The sequence below is a fragment of the Microbacterium maritypicum genome, assembly GCF_041529975.1.
Taxonomy (GTDB): domain Bacteria; phylum Actinomycetota; class Actinomycetes; order Actinomycetales; family Microbacteriaceae; genus Microbacterium.
This window is the reverse complement of the sequence record NZ_CP168030.1, coordinates 2,742,243-2,758,501: the sequence shown is the minus strand read 5'-3', so window position 1 is coordinate 2,758,501 and position 16,259 is coordinate 2,742,243. Positions and strand designations below refer to the sequence as shown.

Below are 16,259 nucleotides of genomic sequence, written 5' to 3'. Positions count from 1 at the left end.
CGCGACTCTAGGATGGAGTCATCATGGATGAGGAAGCCTTCGACGACTACGACCGCGAGCTCGAGCTGGCACTGTTCCGGGAGTACCGGGATGTGGTGTCGCAGTTCCAGTACGTCGTCGAGACCGAACGCCGCTTCTACCTCGCGAACGAGGTCAACGTCGTCCGCCGCGACACCGAACACGATTTCTATTTCGAGATCTCGATGAGCGATGTGTGGGTGTGGGACATCTACCGAGCGGATCGCTTCGTGAAGGCCGTGCGCGTGCTCACGTTCAAGGACGTGAATGTCGAGGAGCTCCAGCGTCGGGAGTTCGAACTCCCGCAGGAACTCTCGCTCGACGGGGAGTGACCTTCGTCGCCACTGCCGACCTTGATGCTGGTCCTCCACACCATGCGGAATCCCTGAGTAATCCCCACTTCAGGGCCAGGGCGTGAGGGCACCTCTCAGGCTACGAGTCTGACCGCGATGCTGAGGGCATGGCAGCAAAAGACGACCTCGGCCGAGCCGGGGAAGAGCGCGCGGCGCAGCACCTGATAGGCAGCGGATACACCGTGCTCGACAGGAACTGGCGGTGTTCGCAAGGGGAGATCGACATTGTCGCCGCGGTAGGCGATCAGCTGGCGATGATCGAGGTGAAGACGAGACGCACGGCAGCATTCGGGCACCCGTTCGAGGCGGTCGATCAACGAAAGCGCCGCCGGCTCTGGCAACTCGCGCAGGCGTGGCTCGCCGCTCATCCCGAGGTGGCTCGTGGGCGCACCGTGAGGCTCGAGGCAATCGGGATCATCGGGCCGGACCCGTTCCTGGGGTCGCTCGAGCATCTCGTGGACATCGCATGAGTACGGCCCGCACGTGGGCTGTCGCACTGAGCGGGGTCGATGGTCATCTCGTCGAAGTCGAAGCCGACCTGTCGAACCAGACGCCCGAGTTCCGGATCATCGGTCTACCCGACAAGTCGCTCGCGGAGGCGGTGCAACGGGTGCACAATGCTTGCAAAAATGCCGGGCTCGACCTACCTCGGCGCCGCCTCACGGTCAACCTGTCGCCAGCCAGCCTTCCCAAGCACGGAGCAGGGTTCGACCTCGGAATCGCCGTGGCTGCTCTGGCTGCCGGCGGCTCGATCGAACCGCGCTCGATCGCAGCGACCGTACATGTCGGAGAACTCGGGCTCGACGGTAGGATTCGCCCTGTCCCGGGTGTGCTCCCTGCCGTGTTCGCTGCTGCACGTGCCGGGTTCGAAAGGGTGATCGTTCCTCACGCCAACGAAGCAGAGGCGAGACTGGTCCCCGGAGTCCATGTCCGTGCTGCCACCTCTCTCGCCGAAGTCGCGGTGTGGCACGGTGCCGATGTCGAAGCGCCCGAGGTCGAGACCGTCGACATGGCGTCGGCGTCGGTCGACGCACCTTCAGATCTGGATCTGTCCGACGTCGTCGGCCAGGAAGACGCGATCGAGGCGCTCATCGTCGCCGCTGCAGGTGGACATCATCTGCTGCTGAGCGGGCCTCCGGGCGCAGGCAAGACGATGCTCGCCCGACGACTCCCCGGAATCATGCCGCCGCTCGGGGACCAGGAGGCACTCGAGGTCGCCTCCATACTCTCGCTCAACGGGGATCGGGTCGTGACGCTCGGCCGCACGCCGCCACTGGAAGCCCCGCACCACAGTGCGTCCGTCGCAGCGTTGGTCGGCGGTGGGTCGCGCGCTGCTCGGCCCGGAGCTATCGTGCGGGCCCACTGCGGCGTGCTGTTCCTCGACGAGGCGGCGGAGTTCTCTCGCGCGGCTCTCGACGCGCTGCGCCAGCCGCTCGAATCGGGAGTCATCGAGGTGCATCGAGCGGGGTTTACAGCGCGCTTTCCCGCGAGGTTCCAGCTGCTGCTCGCGATGAATCCGTGTCCGTGCGGAAATCATGGCGTCAGGGGTGCCGAATGCGTGTGTCCGCCCATGGCGATCCGGCGGTACTCGACGCGATTGTCGGGACCGCTCCGCGATCGGATCGATATCGACCTGCACGTCGCCCGGGTGGCCGCGTCGTGCGCGACGGACGAGCGGAGGGCGAGAACCACGACGGCGCGGGCGAGGGCCCGGGTCCTCGCGGCGAGCGAGCGTGCGGCGGAACGGTGGAAGAGCACGCCGTGGCGGCGCAATGCCGATGTCCCGGGAACCTGGCTCCGGCAGGGGGCGCTGCGACTCTCCGTCGCGACTCGATCGCCACTCGATCGCGCGCTGGAGCGCGGGTCGTTGACACTGCGGGGCTATGACCGAGTGCTCAGAGTCGCGTGGACCATGGCCGACCTGGCAGACATCGACCGGCCCGGCGCCGAGGAGATCGGCAGGGCGCTGCTCCTGCGGAGAGGACTGTCATGAGGATCGACGAACTGCAGTACGACCCCGAGACCATCGCAGCGGTCCGTCGCATCCACGAGGGTGATGCCGTCGCGGAGTGCGTGGCTCGCGCAGCGTGGAGCGTGATCGCCGAACCCGGTGATGCCGTCGCAGGTGCACTGATCGAGGCCCTGGGCGCTGGCGATGCATTGTCGGCGGCGCTGGGAGATGGCGCGTCGCTGATACCCTCCGGTGCTGCGAGCGGGCGGGCATCTCGGGCGCTTTCAGCGGCCAGAGCACGATGGCGTCTTCAGGCGGATCCCCGCGCGGTGCGGCAGGCTCTCCGCAGCGCGTTCGATGTCGGCGCGCAACTGGTAGTCCCCGGCGACGCGAACTGGCCCGTGAGCCTCGATGATCTCGGTCCCCACGCGCCGAACGCACTGTGGGTGCGTGGACATGCCGATCTGCTCGTGCGCGAGCCACGCGTGTCGATGGTCGGAGCACGGGCCGCCAGCAGCTACGGCGAACACGTTGCGGCGGAACTCAGCGGGGATCTCGCCGCCAGGGGAGCGGTGGTCGTCTCCGGCGGTGCATACGGGATCGATGGTGCTGTACACCGGGCTGCTCTCGGTGTGGGTGGCGCGACCGTCGCCTTCCTCGCCGGCGGAGTCGACCGCGCCTATCCGGTGGGTCATCAGAGGCTCCTGCAGCAGATCGCGGTCGAGGGGACTGTGGTGAGTGAACCGCCGTGCGGCGCAGCCCCGACCAAGTGGCGCTTCCTGGCGAGGAACCGACTTATTGCTGCGCTCGGGCAGGCTACCGTCGTGGTCGAAGCGGGGTGGCGCAGCGGCTCGTTGAACACCGCCGGTCATGCGGCGACGCTGGGTCGTCCGCTCGGAGCCGTTCCCGGGCCGGTGACATCGGCATCTTCCGCGGGGTGCCACCGGCTGCTCCGGGAGTACGACGCGCAGTGCGTCACGTCGGCACATGAGGTACGAGAGCTATGGGGGTCGATCGAACAACGAGCGGGCGAGGGTGATGAGCACGATCCGAATCGCACTCGGGTCCTCGATGCCCTGAGCGCGAGGTCCAGGCTCTCGGTCGAGGAGATCGCCCGCAGGTCGGGCCTGTCGCCGGAACGCGTGCGCTCATGCCTCGGGTTGCTGCATCTGGACGGGGATGTCTCCGTCGACGAACGGGGGTGGCACCGGGCGCGCGCGTCGCGGACCGAGTGAGAGGCATCCGCAGAGACATCGGCGAGGCTGAAGAGACGACGCGGCGCGCGGCGGCAAGCTGAACCCATGGATCTCGCGGTCGCCACTGAGGCGTTCGTCGGTCACCTGGAGCGGGTGCGTCGACTCTCGCCGGCGACCGTGAAGGCGTACCGGTCGGACCTTCGAGACCTCCAGACGTCGGCAGTCGGTGTCACGCTCGAGGAAGTCGACCTCGAGGTGCTCAGAAATTGGCTCTGGCGTGCCACCCAGCGCGGCGATGCGAGATCCACGCTTGCACGGCGAGCTGCGGCGGCCCGGTCATTCTTCAGCTGGGCGCACGAGCAGGAGCTCGTATCCCACGACCCGAGCCTGCGGCTGATCGCGCCGAAGAAGGGACGCACACTGCCCACGGTGGCATCCCGCGAAGCCATGTCGGGCCTGCTCGATGCGCATCGCGATGCGGCCGAGACGGGGGATCCGATCGCTTTGCGGGATCACGCCATCCTCGAGCTGCTCTACGGTTCCGGCATCCGTGTCGCCGAACTGTGTGGGCTGGATGTCGATGACCTCGACCTCGACAGAGGAACGGCCCGCGTGCTCGGGAAGGGAGCCAAAGAGCGGGTGGTGCCGTACGGCGCTCCGGCGAGGGCTGCGCTCGAGGCGTACCTCCATCGTGGCCGGCCCGTCCTGGTGGCGAGGGCGCGTAACTTCTCACCGGCGGTGATGCTGGGTAGCCGTGGTGCCCGGATCGGCCCTCGAGCGGTATACGAACTCGTCGCCAGGGTGCTGGCACCGATCGTCGGCGCGGAGACCATCGGCCCGCACGCTCTCCGACACACGGCGGCCACGCACCTTCTCGACGGTGGCGCAGACCTGCGGGCCGTCCAGGAAATACTCGGCCACGCCAGCCTCGGCACGACCCAGATATACACGCACGTCTCGGCCGAACGTCTGACCGCGACCTACCGGCTGGCACATCCTCGGGCGTGACGTCGGGAGCGACCTGCTTGAGCCGCTTGGCTGCGGGAGCCATGGTGGGGCGGGATCACAGCGGGTCGCAGCAGGGGAGCAGGATGGCCCGAGGGGGGTCGCCGAAGAGCAGCATCGGATTGATGTACGTGCCGTCTCGTCGTATGCCGAGGTGCAGCGCACCCGCCGGGGTATGACCGCCAACGTCGACGAATCCGATCTCCTGCCCGCCCGACACCGCGTCCCCAGGGTCGAGCGTCGTCCGGAGTGGTTCGAAGGTGCTGACGAGGCCGCCGTCGTGCTCGATGGTCAGGAGCGGCCGGTCCACGACGGTCCCGCGGAAAGCCACAGTGCCATCTGCGGGGGCCGTGACCACCGCGTCGATCGAGGCGTCCATGTCGACTCCACGATGACCGGCGCCGTACTCGTGCGCCGGAGCGCGAAACGGCTCGACGACCTCTCGATTCCCGGCGAGCGGCCAGCGCCAGCGCGGTAGGTCTGCTGTGCCGCCCGAGGCCGCCGAGGTATCGGGTGCGCACAGGGCGAGCGCAACGAGCACGGCGATGGCCGTGCCGGACGTCGTTCGGAGCAGAATGCGCATGAGGGGAGTGTGACGGCTCCTCGGAGCGGTCAGATGGACAACTCGGCCCGTTCGATGGAGCGCGTGGATGACTCCGGCGGGGCCTTGTCGGTGCAGGGTGAGTGACGTCGCTGCGTCCTGTATGCTGGGGGAGCACCTCGATATCGGGGTGACTACGCGTGCCCAAAGCGATTCAGATCGCGGCATCCACTCCCACAGGTCCTGTTCCTCGAACAGGCGGGCGTGGGCCGGGCACCAGGAAGTCCGATCATCCGATCGGCTTGCAACCTCAACGGCGCAGGAACGCGCCAGAACCAGGAGACGACCATGGCTGTGGTCACCATCCGCCAGCTGCTCGACAGCGGCGTGCACTTCGGACACCAGACCCGTCGGTGGAACCCGAAGGTCAAGCGCTTCATCCTCACCGAGCGCAGCGGCATCCACATCATCGACCTCCAGCAGTCGCTCGGCTACATCGACAAGGCCTACGACTTCGTCAAGGAGACCGTCGCCCACGGTGGCACGATCCTCTTCGTCGGCACCAAGAAGCAGGCGCAGGAGATCCTCGCCGAGCAGGCGACGCGTGTCGGCCAGCCCTTCGTGAACCAGCGGTGGCTCGGTGGACTCCTCACCAACTTCCAGACGATCTCCAAGCGTCTCGCACGTATGAAGGAGCTCGAGGAGCTCGACTACGAGACCCCGGCCAACAGCGGCTTCACGAAGAAGGAGCTCCTGCTCAAGAAGCGTGAGCTCGACAAGCTGCACAAGTCGCTCGGCGGTATCCGCAACCTCACCAAGACGCCGTCGGCCATCTGGGTCGTCGACGCCAAGCGCGAGCACCTCGCGATCGATGAGGCCAAGAAGCTCGGCATCCCGGTGATCGGCATCCTCGACACCAACGCCGACCCGGACGACTTCCAGTACCCGATCCCCGGCAACGACGACGCGATCCGCTCCGTCTCGCTGCTGACGCGCATCATCGCCGACGCCGCGGCCGAGGGCCTGCAGCAGAAGCACAACCCGGAGACGGGTGACGCCGAGCCGCTCGCCGACTGGGAGAAGGAGCTCCTCGAGACTCCCGCCCAGGAGGTGCAGGAGTCCGCTGACGCCGCCGAGGTCGTGACCTCCGACGATGAGGCCGCCGTCGTCGAGACGCCTGCTGCTGACGAGACCGCTGCCGACGAGGCCGGTGCGGAGGCACATGACGAGGCGATCGCCGCCGCTTCCGGTGAGGAGACCGCTGAGGTCGCCGCCGCCGAGGCTGCCGACGCCAAGTAATCCCCTCGTTCACACACACCTAACGAAGCAAGGAGCCACCACACATGGCCAACTTCACCATCGCTGACCTCAAGGCGCTGCGTGAGCAGCTCGGCACCGGAATGGTCGACACCAAGAAGGCGCTCGAGGAGGCTGACGGAGACGTCGCGAAGGCCACCGAGATCCTGCGTCTCAAGGGTGCGAAGGGCAACGCGAAGCGCGCTGACCGTTCGACCAGCGAGGGACTGATCGTCGCTCGCGAGCAGGATGGCGCTGTGACGCTCATCGAGCTCGCCTGCGAGACCGACTTCGTCGCGAAGAACGAGCGCTTCATCGCGCTGGCCGACAAGGTCGCCGACGCCGCAGCAGCGGTCAAGGCCGACTCGGTCGACGACGCCCTCGCCGCCTCCGCCGGCGACAAGAGCGTCGAGCAGGTCATCTCCGAAGAGGCCGCGATCATCGGCGAGAAGGTCGAACTGCGCCGCGTGCGCACGATCTCGGGCGACAAGGTCGAGGTCTACCTCCACCGCACGAGCAAGGACCTGCCCCCGCAGATCGGTGTCGTCGTCGCCTACTCGGGTGAGGATGCCGAGACCGCGCGCAGCATCGCCCAGCACATCTCCTTCGCGAACCCGTCGTACCTGTCCCGCGAGGACGTGCCGGCGGACGCGGTCGAGAAGGAGCGCGAGATCGTCACCGAGATCTCTCGCAACGAGGGCAAGCCGGAAGCGGCTCTCCCGAAGATCGTCGAAGGCCGCGTGTCTGCGTTCATCAAGCAGGTCGCCCTGCTCGAGCAGGACTACGCCAAGGACAACAAGCTCTCTGTCGCCCAGGTGGCGAAGGACGCCGGTATCACCGTGACGGACTTCGCGCGCTTCAAGGTCGGCGCGTAGCAAGGTCGAAGGGGTTCGGATCGCATGATCCGAACCCCTTCTTCATGCCCACGAGGCACTATCTTGAATCGGGACGAGAGGACACCCACCCATGAATGAACGCACCGGACGCCGACGCGTCCTTCTCAAGCTCTCCGGCGAGGCTTTCGGAGCGGGGCAGCTGGGTGTCAGCCCCGATGTGGTCTCGCAGATCGCCCGCGACATCGCCGCGGCCGTCGACCGGGTCGAGGTGGCGATCGTCGTCGGTGGAGGCAACTTCTTCCGCGGTGCCGAGCTCAGCCAGCGCGGCATGGACAGGGGGCGCGCCGACTACATGGGCATGCTGGGTACGGTCATGAACGCCCTCGCCCTCCAGGACTTCCTCGAGCAGGCCGGAGCCGCCACCCGCGTGCAGTCGGCCATCTCGATGACTCAGGTCGCCGAGCCGTACATCCCGCGTCGCGCCGAGCGTCACCTCGAGAAAGGCCGCGTCGTCATCTTCGGTGCCGGCGCAGGCCTCCCGTACTTCTCCACCGACACCGTCGCAGCGCAGCGCGCGCTCGAGATCGGCGCGGACGAGGTCCTCGTCGCCAAGAACGGCGTCGACGCGATCTACACCGCCGACCCGAACAAGCACGCCGACGCGGAGCGCATCGAGCGCGTCACGTATCGTGATGCGCTGCAGCGTGGCCTCAAGGTCGTCGACTCGACCGCCTTCAGCCTGTGTATGGACAACAGCATGGACATGCGCGTGTTCGGCATGGAGCCCGCAGGCAACGTGACCCGCGCGTTGCTCGGCGAGCCGATCGGAACCCTCGTCACCGCCTGAGCGTGTGACACGGCGGAGACGACTTCGCCCGATAGAATTTGCAGAACACCCCGACGATAGGAGCCACCGTGATCGCGGACGTCCTCGCTGAAACCACCACTCGTATGAACCGGGCGGTCGAAGCTGCCAAGGAGGACTTCTCCACGGTGCGCACCGGTCGTGCGAACCCGCAGATGTTCCAGAAGGTCCTCGTGGACTACTACGGCACGCCGACCCCGATCGCCCAGCTCGCATCGCTGGCGAACCAGGAAGCCCGAACGCTCATCATCACGCCGTACGATAAGTCGGCGCTGAAGGCGATCGAGCAGGCGATCCGCGACATGCCGAACCTCGGAGTCAACCCCACGAACGACGGCAACCTCGTGCGCGTGACGATGCCCGAGCTCACGGCTGAGCGTCGCAAGGAGTACGTCAAGCTCGTCAAGACCAAGGCTGAAGACGCGAAGGTCCATGTCCGTGGCATCCGTCGCAAGGCGAAGGACGAGCTCGACGCGCTCAAGAGCGAGCTCGGTGAGGATGAGATCGCTCGGGGCGAGAAGGAGCTGGACGGCCTGACGCGCCAGCACGTCGACCTCATCGACGACGCGCTGAAGCGCAAAGAGGCCGAACTCCTCGAGGTGTAGTCCGGATGTCTGACGAAACGCGAGACGCCGAGGAGGGCATGCCGCCGACGCGTAGAGACGCGCGTGATGGCACGCCGCTCGACGGCGTCCCGCTCGCGGACGCCGCCTTCCCGACGTTCGATGCGGAGACCATTCCGCCTCGTCCACCGCTGCCGGCGTCATCCGCCGGTGCGGCGCCCGTCGTGGCCGGGCCGCTCGACACAGCCGACCACAATGCGATCCGGGAGCAGTGGCGGGCCGCGCGGGACGAACTCGAGAACCATGTCTCCCATGCACGCGATCAGATCGATCAGGCGAATGAACGGATAAAACAGCGCACGGGGCGGGACCTCGTTCTGGCGATTCTGATCGGTCTCGCGTTCGGTGCGGCGCTGCTCGGATCGCTGCTCTTCGTCAAAGCGCTGTTCGTGCCGTTCGCTCTGGCCGCGGCACTGCTGGGGGTGTACGAACTCTCTCGGGCTCTGCGGGCCTCCGGCCGCCGGGTCGATGTCGTTCCCCAGCTGGTCGCGGGCGCCTTCCTGGTGCTCTCCGCGTACTTCGCAGAGCCGTGGCTGTCCTGGGTCATGCTCTTCGTGGCGGTCGCGTTCGTGATCGTGTGGCGACTCATCGCCCAGATGATGGTGAAAGACGGCCGTACCTACGGTGACGTCCTCGCGGATGCGGTCATCGGCGGTTTCGTCCAGGTCTACGTCCCGTTCCTCGCCGGCGTCGCTCTCATCCTCCTCGAACAGGAGGGTGGCCAGTGGTGGGTGCTCAGCTTCATCGCCGTCGCGGTCGCCGCTGACACGGGGGCGTACGCGGCGGGTCTCGCTTTCGGACGCCACCCGATGGCCCCGAAGATCAGCCCCAAGAAGACCTGGGAGGGATTCGGCGGCGCTGTCCTCGCTTCCCTGGTTGCCGGCGTGCTGCTCGCCATCTTCCTTCTCGAACTGCCCTGGTGGGCGGGCCTGATCTTCGGCGCGTCGATCCTGCTGTCGGCGACGCTGGGCGATCTCGGGGAATCCATGCTCAAGCGCGATCTCGGCATCAAGGACATGAGTTCTTGGCTTCCCGGGCACGGCGGTCTTCTTGATCGGCTCGACAGCATCCTGCCCTCGACGATCCCGGCGCTCTGCCTCTACTTCCTCCTCTCTCCCTGGGTGGTGCTGTGATGAACGAAGACCAGGTCGCCGAGCGAGCTGCCGATGCCTCGCCGGCGTTCGCGCTGACGTCCGGGCGCGAGCGTGGATACCACCGTGCCGCTGTCGACACCTTTCTCGCGTCTGCGCGACGAGCGTTCGAGACCGGTACCGACGACCTGGGCGCCGACGATGTGCGCGCGGCATCCTTTCCGCTCGTCAAGGGCGGCTACGTGGTGGCCGACGTCGATGCGGCTCTCGGTCGCGTGGAAGACGCTTTCGCCGCGCGCGAGCGGGAGCGTGTGGTGCGAGCGCAGGGCGCCGAGGTCTGGGTCGAACAGGCGAGAGCAGACGCGCAGACGATCCTGGATCACCTGGCCCGGCCTCGCCGCCGACGCTTCGCCCGCACCGGTGTCCTCACGTTCGGCTATCGCGTCGACGAGGTCGATCATGTCTCGACAAGAATCGTCCGCTACCTCCGCGACGGAGACCCGCTCTCCGCCGAGCAGCTGCGTTCTGCCGCGTTTCGCATGCAGCGTGGCGGCTACCGTGAAGAGCAGGTCGACGCACTCCTCGACGCCACGATCGACGTGATTCTCGCCGTTCGCTGAGTTCCTGATGGTCGACTCAGGCGCCTTTGCGTAGACTGTCCTTCATCGTGAACTCCCGAAACGACATGAACCCCGAACGACGCGACCTTTCGCTGGTGCCCGCAGCGACGGTCAGATCCGCGCGCACGGGCACTCGCCGATGGTCTCGCCGTCGCGGTGTCGTGAGCGTGTTCAGCGCTCTCGCTGTGGTCGGATTCGCGGGAGCACTCGTGGCACCGACCGGCGTCGCGTTGGCGGAGCCCGTGCAGTCCGATGCTCCGGACTCGGCCTATTCGCTCGCTCTCGCCGACACGCAGAATCTCACGGTCACGGTCAGCGGTGCAGCGATCACGCCGGTCGAACGCGGCACGTTCGAGGTGTACGTGAAGCCGAAACCGAAGCCCAAGCCCAAGCCGGCAGCGACTGCCGCAACAGGTTCGCAGGGCGGGTCCTCCGGTGGCACCCTGCCTCCTTACTCGGGAGGTGGAGCGCCCGCCGACTGGATGGCCGCCGCCGGCATCGCGCAGAGCGATTGGCAGTACGTCGACTACATCGTGTCTCGCGAGAGCGGTTGGAACCCGAACGCCACGAACTCGTCTTCGGGTGCGTGCGGGCTGGTCCAGGCGCTTCCGTGCAGCAAGGTTCCCGGCAACGGCTACGATCCCGTGGACAACCTGCGTTGGGCCACCGGCTACGCCACGGGGCGGTACGGCAGCTGGGCCGGGGCGTACAGCTTCTGGACCAACAACCACTGGTGGTGAACAGGAGCGATGCCTCGCTCACGCCGGCGCTCTCCTGCGCGCCCTGAACCGGACGACTCCTTCGATCGGATGCTCGCCGGATGGAAGCGCTCGGAGACCCGCCGGGGCAGCGAGTGGACCGTGCAGCCGGTGTCATCCGCTCAGGCACAGAAGGAATACGTCTGCCCGGGGTGTGCGCGGCCGATCGTCGCGGGAACCGCGCACCTGGTCGCCTGGCGTGCCGACGGCGTCTTAGGCGATGCGGCGGATCTCGCCGCGCGTCGGCACTGGCATACACACTGTTGGAGGATGGCGTGAACATGGAGATTCGAGGGCCGCTGGAGCTCCCCGCGCAGCGCGAGGATGTCGAGCTGACCACCGCGGACGGTCTCACACTGGTCGGCGAACTGGCCATCCCGCAGGATGCTCCGCCCGTGGCGACGCTCGTGACGCTTCATCCCCTGCCGACAGCGGGCGGATTCATGGACTCCCACATCATCCGCAAAGCCGCAGCGAGGCTTCCTGCGCTGGCTGACCTGGCAGTCCTGAGGTTCAACACGCGGGGGACCACGTCGCCGCGCGGCACGAGCGACGGTGCGTTCGACGGGGGCGCGGCGGAGCAGTTCGATGTGGCGGCGGCAATGAACTTCGTCCACGCACGGGCGCTTCCGCGTCCATGGCTCCTCGGGTGGTCTTTCGGCACCGAACTGGCGCTCAAGTACGGGCGCGACCACGACATCGCCGGCGTGATCCTCTTGTCTCCGCCGTTGCATCGCGCCACGGAATCGGAGGTCGCGGCCTGGGCCGACAGCGAAGTCCCGCTCGTCGTGTTGGTGCCGGAGCTGGACGACTACCTGCGCCCGGATGAGGCTCGCGAACGCTTCGCCTCGATTCCGCATGCCCAGTTGATCGCGGTCGAGGGCGGTAAGCACCTGTGGGTCGGCGAGACCCAGACGCGGCGCGTGCTCACGGAGATCGTGGCGGCAGTGAACCCGTCGGCTCTTCCCCTGGCCACTCAGTGGCCGCCGACGGACTGATCGAGCCCGAGGCTCCGGTGCCTCAGAGTTCGTTCATCCGCGGGATGAGAACCTGCCGGTAGATGATCAGGATGCTCGCAGCAACGGGGATCGCGATGAGTGCCCCCAGCAGGCCGAGCAGGCTACCGCCCGCGAGCGCCGCCACGACGACGACTGCTCCGGGGACGGCGACCGCGCGGCTCATGATGCGCGGAGAGATCACGTACGCCTCGATCTGCATGTAGACGAGGTAGTAGATCGCCGCGGCGATCGCGATCCCTGGAGACCCGAGACCCGGGATGAGGCACACGAGGACGATGATCGTGGAGCCGGTCAGGGTCCCGACGAGCGGGATCAGTGAGAAGAAGAAGGCGATGATCGCGAGGACCGCCGGGAACGGCGCATCGATGATCGAGAGGTAGATCGCGCTGAGGACGCCGTTGATCACGCCCTGTGTCACCTGCCCCATGACGTAGTACCCCACGGAGTCGGTGATCTGCTCCGACAGGTCGATGAAGCGGTCGCGCTTCGACGACGGGGCGAGCTGGTACACGGCGCGCTTGAGCGATGGCGTCGAGGCGGTGAGGTAGATCGTCAGGATGAGGATGATGAACGCGCCGAACAGTCCGCTGACGACGGCGCCGCTGGCGACGAGGACGCCCTGACCGATGGATCCGCCGATCTCGGCGAGGTTCGTCGTCAGCCAGTCGGTGACGTACGTGAAGACGACATCGACCTGCAGATTCGGGAAGGTGTCCTGCATCCACTCCTTGAGATCGGGGATCATGTTCCCTCGCGAAACGATGGCCGTGATCTGCGCGATCAGCTGGGAGATCTGATCCACGAGTACGGGGAGGATGATCAGCACGATCCCGCTGAAGATCGCGAGGACCGCGAGGATCGTCACCAGCACGGCGAGCCAGCGGGGGAGCCTACGACGTTCCAGGAAGGAGACGAGCGGATCGAGGCCCAGGCTGAGGAAGAGCGCTGTGCCGACGTAGAGCAGGACGCTCGAAAGTGTCTCCACGCTGTTGATCAGGAGGATCCCCAGTCCCACGCCGAGCGTCGCCACGAGGGCGGTGCGGAACGGATTGTGGATCTTCATGCGACGACTCCTCGAAACGACTGCAGCAAGGGTATCCAGACGCCGAGCCACGTGGCGCGCGACGTGCCGGTCCAGCCGGCACTGCATGTGTACGTGGGCAACACACAGCTGATTTCGCTAGTCTGAAATGTCGAGTGTTGCGTCGCGGGCAGGTGCCGGTGATGCGTGAGGAGACTATTCGTGCGTTTCGTATGGGCCGTGGTGGCCTTCGTGCTTGCCGCCGTGCTGATCGGGGCGGGGATCGCCCAGCGCACCTTCGTGGGCCCCGACTCGCAGCAGACGCAAGTCAAGATCGATGAGCCTGCACCGTTCGTCCTGCTGGACGGGGACGTGCTCCGGACGAACCCCGGAGTGCAGACCTTGATCGTGCGCGGTCAGGGTGACATCTTCGGCAGCTACGGCAGGACAGCCGACATGGAAGCCTGGCTCGCAGACTCCGACTACAACCACGTCACGGTGGACGACGACAGCAGCTTCGCCGTCGAGCACGTGTCGCCGGACGCGTCGGCCGGTGGCGAAGAGGGCGAAGAGGGCGAAGCCGACACTGGCCGTGATCCCCGTGGCTCCGACCTGTGGCTCGACTCCTTCGAGAAGGAGAACACGCTCGTCGCCGACAACATGCAACTCCCCGAGGGAACGAGCATGCTGGTCGCGTACGACGGCACGGAGGATGCTCCCGACGACATCGTCGTCTCCTGGCCGCTCGACACCTCGACCCCCCTCGCAGGGCCCCTCATGGTCGCCGGCGGCATCGTCCTGCTGATCGGACTCGTCCTGTACGTCCTCGGAATCCGCCACCAGCGTCGTGGACGGGGTCCGCGCCGCAAGGGCCCCGGCCCCCTTCCTGTGACCGAGCCGATCGACGTCGCGGTGCTTCCCCCGGAAGAGCGCGCAGCGATCGAAGGTTCAACGGATACACCGGCCTCCGCCGACCCGGCGCCCTCCGCAGATACCCCGGACACCGAGATCGAAGATGGGGAGATCGTGGACCCCAAGGAGAACGACTCGAAGACGTCGATGCGCGCGAAGAGCCCCGCTCGTCGTCGCCGGCTGCTGGCGATCCCGGCCCTCGGGCTCACTGCCCTTCTCGCTGCCGGGTGTTCCGCCGATTCCTGGCCGCAGTTCGGCGATGCTTCTGCGTCACCCTCGCCCAGCCCGACCGTCATCGCGCCGGAGAATCAGAAGCCCCCCGCCGTGACCGAGGCGCAGGCCAAGCGCATCCTGAAGTCGGTATCCGACACGGTGGTGGAGGCAGACGCCGCACTCGATCTCGACCTGGCCGCCACGCGTCTGGACGGACCGGCTCTCGCCGCCCGCACGACCGAGTACGCGCTGCGGACCAAGCTCACGGACATGGCTGTTCCTGCGGCGATCCCGACGGATGATGTCGAGGTCGTGCTTCCTGAGGCGACCGATGTGTGGCCGCGCACCGTGCTCATGCTCGCGAAGAGCAAGGGCGACGACACCGAGCCGCCCGTTGTGTTCATGATGACGCAGTCAGACCCGTGGTCGAACTACAAGGTCAGCAATATGGCCGAGATGTCCGCGGATGCGGTTTTCCCCGATGTCGCGGCCAGCTGGCTCGGCACGTCGCTCGTCCCGTCGGACTCCGCGTTCCTCACGCTCCCGCCCGCGGAACTCGCCCCGGCGTTCGCCGACGTCGTCGACTCGGGGGAGAAGAGCGAGTTCTACGGCCTGTTCGATGACCTCGCGTTGAATCTCGCGACGTCGATCACCGACAGCCGGCAGGCCGTGGTCAAGGGGCTCGCCGACAAGGGTGCCGCCAAGACGTCCAAGGCGGCATTCGACATGGCGCCGACGACGGATGAGCCCATCTCGATGACCACGCTCGACAGTGGTGCGATCGTCGCGGTTTCTCTGACCGATACCGAGACGGTGACGCCGACGTCTTCCGACGTGGTGATCCGGTTCGGCGACAACGCAGAGGCCAAGGCCCTGACGGGCGCGACGGAATCCGCGAAGGGCGTCGAGACGACGTACGAGTTCCAGCTGTTCTTCTCGGTCCCCGCTCAGGGATCGACGGAGCAGATCAGGCTCCTGGCAGTCCACCAGGACCTCCTTTCCGTGAAGGTGATCAAGTGAGTGAAATCTCTCCGACCGCGCTGCGTGGCGCGGTGGACCTGTCGACCCTCCGCAACCGACCGGCGGCTCCGCCCGAGGGGGCTCCAGCCCCCGGCGTGGTCGATGTCGTCGTCGATGCGACCGATGAGACATTCGGGCAGATCCTCGAACTCTCGCGCACGGTTCCCGTCGTCGTGGATCTGTGGGCCGAGTGGTGCGGGCCGTGCAAACAGCTGAGTCCGATCATCGAGAAGGTGACGCGTGAACTCGGCGGCCGCGTGCTGCTCGCCAAGGTCGACGTCGATGCGAACCCGCAGCTCGCGCAGAGCTTCCGCGCGCAGTCGATCCCGATGGTCGTCGCGTTGATCGCCGGTCAGCCCGTGCCGATGTTCACCGGAGCGGTGCCGGAGCAGCAGGTGCGCGATGTCTTCGCGCAGCTGCTGCAGGTGGCAGCGCAGAACGGTGTCACCGGATCGCTTGCGGTCGACGCCGATGCCGAGGCGCCGTCGACGCCGGAGGAGCCGGAGCTTCCCCCCCTGCACGCCGAGGCGTTCGCCGCGATCGAGGCGGGCGACTACGCCGCAGCGATCCGCGCCTACGAGAAGGCCCTCGCCGAGAACCCTCGTGATGAGGAGGCGATCGCTGGTCTCGGCCAGGTGCGTCTGCTCGACCGCGTGCAGGGGCTCGACCTGCAGGCAGCGCGTGCGGCGGCTGCCGAGGGACCGCTCGACGTCCAGGCGCAGTTCGACGTGGCAGACCTCGATCTGGCCGGCGGTCACGTCGACGACGCTTTCTCGCGACTGCTCGACCTGTTCGCCCAGCTGCCGTCCGATCAGCGCACCCCGGTGCGGGAGCGGCTGATCGAGCTGTTCGGCCTCATCGGGACGGGCGACCCGCGAGTGGTAGCCGCCCGGAACCGGCTTTCTTCGCTGTTGTTCTAGC

General features: G+C 67.0%; 18 protein-coding genes. 16 read left to right on the top strand and 2 right to left on the bottom strand.

The genetic code is table 11. The annotated features are described in order from the left end of the window. Nucleotides 1-23 precede the first annotated feature (23 nt). From ACCO44_RS13395 to ACCO44_RS13375, 5 genes are all read left to right on the top strand, one after another. Nucleotides 24-350 (top strand): DUF2469 family protein, encoded by a 327-nt coding sequence (locus tag ACCO44_RS13395; protein ID WP_017204525.1) that lies wholly within the window; start codon nt 24-26, stop codon nt 348-350. A 128-nt stretch (nt 351-478) separates the two neighbouring features. Then, entirely contained in the window at nt 479-841 is a 363-nt protein-coding gene (locus tag ACCO44_RS13390) for a YraN family protein (RefSeq protein WP_105709863.1), read from the top strand. Continuing rightward, nucleotides 838-2,364 carry a YifB family Mg chelatase-like AAA ATPase gene (locus tag ACCO44_RS13385; RefSeq protein WP_105709864.1) on the top strand — a complete coding sequence of 509 codons (1,527 nt, stop codon included), beginning with the start codon at nt 838-840 and terminating at the stop codon, nt 2,362-2,364. Before ACCO44_RS13390 ends, ACCO44_RS13385 begins: the two co-directional genes overlap by 4 nt. Next, complete coding sequence (dprA, locus tag ACCO44_RS13380; protein ID WP_372466895.1) at nt 2,361-3,557, top strand: DNA-processing protein DprA; 1,197 nt, start codon at nt 2,361-2,363, stop codon at nt 3,555-3,557. Before ACCO44_RS13385 ends, dprA begins: the two co-directional genes overlap by 4 nt. A 66-nt stretch (nt 3,558-3,623) precedes the next feature. Next, nucleotides 3,624-4,526, top strand: coding sequence for a tyrosine recombinase XerC (locus ACCO44_RS13375; protein WP_262000878.1), 903 nt, complete (start codon nt 3,624-3,626; stop codon nt 4,524-4,526). 55 nt (nt 4,527-4,581) lie between these two features. On the opposite strand, the gene ACCO44_RS13370 is transcribed toward ACCO44_RS13375, so the two are convergent. Then, entirely contained in the window at nt 4,582-5,106 is a 525-nt protein-coding gene (locus tag ACCO44_RS13370) for a murein hydrolase activator EnvC (RefSeq protein WP_262000879.1), read from the bottom strand. Between the two features lie 306 nt (nt 5,107-5,412). On the opposite strand from ACCO44_RS13370, the gene rpsB reads away from it, so the two are divergent. From rpsB to ACCO44_RS13325, 9 genes are all read left to right on the top strand, one after another. After that, nucleotides 5,413-6,363, top strand: coding sequence for a 30S ribosomal protein S2 (gene rpsB / locus ACCO44_RS13365; protein WP_029263483.1), 951 nt, complete (start codon nt 5,413-5,415; stop codon nt 6,361-6,363). A 44-nt stretch (nt 6,364-6,407) separates the two neighbouring features. After that, nucleotides 6,408-7,235 (top strand): translation elongation factor Ts, encoded by an 828-nt coding sequence (gene tsf, locus ACCO44_RS13360; RefSeq protein WP_372466893.1) that lies wholly within the window; start codon nt 6,408-6,410, stop codon nt 7,233-7,235. A 91-nt stretch (nt 7,236-7,326) separates the two neighbouring features. Then, nucleotides 7,327-8,043, top strand: coding sequence for a UMP kinase (gene pyrH / locus ACCO44_RS13355; protein ID WP_105709869.1), 717 nt, complete (start codon nt 7,327-7,329; stop codon nt 8,041-8,043). Nucleotides 8,044-8,111: 68 nt separating this feature from the next. Continuing rightward, nucleotides 8,112-8,666 carry a ribosome recycling factor gene (gene frr, locus ACCO44_RS13350; protein ID WP_029263480.1) on the top strand — a complete coding sequence of 185 codons (555 nt, stop codon included), beginning with the start codon at nt 8,112-8,114 and terminating at the stop codon, nt 8,664-8,666. A gap of 5 nt (nt 8,667-8,671) precedes the next feature. Beyond that, nucleotides 8,672-9,817 carry a phosphatidate cytidylyltransferase gene (locus tag ACCO44_RS13345; protein ID WP_029263479.1) on the top strand — a complete coding sequence of 382 codons (1,146 nt, stop codon included), beginning with the start codon at nt 8,672-8,674 and terminating at the stop codon, nt 9,815-9,817. Beyond that, a complete protein-coding gene (locus tag ACCO44_RS13340; RefSeq protein WP_029263478.1) occupies nt 9,817-10,395 on the top strand; it encodes a DivIVA domain-containing protein in 579 nt (192 codons plus the stop codon). The genes ACCO44_RS13345 and ACCO44_RS13340 overlap by 1 nt, the downstream gene beginning before the upstream one ends. A 47-nt stretch (nt 10,396-10,442) precedes the next feature. After that, nucleotides 10,443-11,135 carry a transglycosylase SLT domain-containing protein gene (locus ACCO44_RS13335; RefSeq protein ID WP_231481753.1) on the top strand — a complete coding sequence of 231 codons (693 nt, stop codon included), beginning with the start codon at nt 10,443-10,445 and terminating at the stop codon, nt 11,133-11,135. Nucleotides 11,136-11,144: 9 nt separating this feature from the next. After that, nucleotides 11,145-11,432 (top strand): hypothetical protein, encoded by a 288-nt coding sequence (locus ACCO44_RS13330; RefSeq protein WP_105709870.1) that lies wholly within the window; start codon nt 11,145-11,147, stop codon nt 11,430-11,432. A gap of 2 nt (nt 11,433-11,434) precedes the next feature. After that, a complete protein-coding gene (locus ACCO44_RS13325) occupies nt 11,435-12,151 on the top strand; it encodes an alpha/beta hydrolase (RefSeq protein ID WP_372466890.1) in 717 nt (238 codons plus the stop codon). A gap of 22 nt (nt 12,152-12,173) precedes the next feature. Here the strand turns inward: ACCO44_RS13325 and ACCO44_RS13320 are convergent, their stop codons facing one another. Beyond that, nucleotides 12,174-13,235, bottom strand: coding sequence for an AI-2E family transporter (locus tag ACCO44_RS13320; RefSeq protein ID WP_029263475.1), 1,062 nt, complete (start codon nt 13,233-13,235; stop codon nt 12,174-12,176). Nucleotides 13,236-13,415: 180 nt separating this feature from the next. Here ACCO44_RS13320 and ACCO44_RS13315 point away from each other — a divergent pair, with 180 nt between their 5' ends. Together ACCO44_RS13315 and ACCO44_RS13310 are read left to right on the top strand one after the other, a co-directional pair. After that, entirely contained in the window at nt 13,416-15,338 is a 1,923-nt protein-coding gene (locus ACCO44_RS13315; protein ID WP_372466888.1) for a glycosyl transferase, read from the top strand. After that, the gene (locus tag ACCO44_RS13310) at nt 15,335-16,258 is read left to right on the top strand and encodes a tetratricopeptide repeat protein (RefSeq protein WP_372466886.1); all 924 of its coding nucleotides are present in this window, start codon (nt 15,335-15,337) and stop codon (nt 16,256-16,258) included. Before ACCO44_RS13315 ends, ACCO44_RS13310 begins: the two co-directional genes overlap by 4 nt. The last annotated feature ends 1 nt before the right edge of the window (nt 16,259 follow it).

Excerpts from the sequence above, each read along its gene's own strand:
- ACCO44_RS13395 (WP_017204525.1), top strand. The coding sequence starts at position 24 with ATGGATGAGGAAGCCTTCGACGACTACGACCGCGAGCTCGAGCTGGCA.
- ACCO44_RS13390 (WP_105709863.1), top strand. The coding sequence starts at position 479 with ATGGCAGCAAAAGACGACCTCGGCCGAGCCGGGGAAGAGCGCGCGGCG.
- ACCO44_RS13385 (WP_105709864.1), top strand. The coding sequence starts at position 838 with ATGAGTACGGCCCGCACGTGGGCTGTCGCACTGAGCGGGGTCGATGGT.
- dprA (WP_372466895.1), top strand. The coding sequence starts at position 2,361 with ATGAGGATCGACGAACTGCAGTACGACCCCGAGACCATCGCAGCGGTC.
- ACCO44_RS13375 (WP_262000878.1), top strand. The coding sequence starts at position 3,624 with ATGGATCTCGCGGTCGCCACTGAGGCGTTCGTCGGTCACCTGGAGCGG.
- ACCO44_RS13370 (WP_262000879.1), bottom strand. The coding sequence starts at position 5,106 with ATGCGCATTCTGCTCCGAACGACGTCCGGCACGGCCATCGCCGTGCTC.
- rpsB (WP_029263483.1), top strand. The coding sequence starts at position 5,413 with ATGGCTGTGGTCACCATCCGCCAGCTGCTCGACAGCGGCGTGCACTTC.
- tsf (WP_372466893.1), top strand. The coding sequence starts at position 6,408 with ATGGCCAACTTCACCATCGCTGACCTCAAGGCGCTGCGTGAGCAGCTC.
- pyrH (WP_105709869.1), top strand. The coding sequence starts at position 7,327 with ATGAATGAACGCACCGGACGCCGACGCGTCCTTCTCAAGCTCTCCGGC.
- ACCO44_RS13345 (WP_029263479.1), top strand. The coding sequence starts at position 8,672 with ATGTCTGACGAAACGCGAGACGCCGAGGAGGGCATGCCGCCGACGCGT.
- ACCO44_RS13340 (WP_029263478.1), top strand. The coding sequence starts at position 9,817 with ATGAACGAAGACCAGGTCGCCGAGCGAGCTGCCGATGCCTCGCCGGCG.
- ACCO44_RS13330 (WP_105709870.1), top strand. The coding sequence starts at position 11,145 with ATGCCTCGCTCACGCCGGCGCTCTCCTGCGCGCCCTGAACCGGACGAC.
- ACCO44_RS13325 (WP_372466890.1), top strand. The coding sequence starts at position 11,435 with ATGGAGATTCGAGGGCCGCTGGAGCTCCCCGCGCAGCGCGAGGATGTC.
- ACCO44_RS13320 (WP_029263475.1), bottom strand. The coding sequence starts at position 13,235 with ATGAAGATCCACAATCCGTTCCGCACCGCCCTCGTGGCGACGCTCGGC.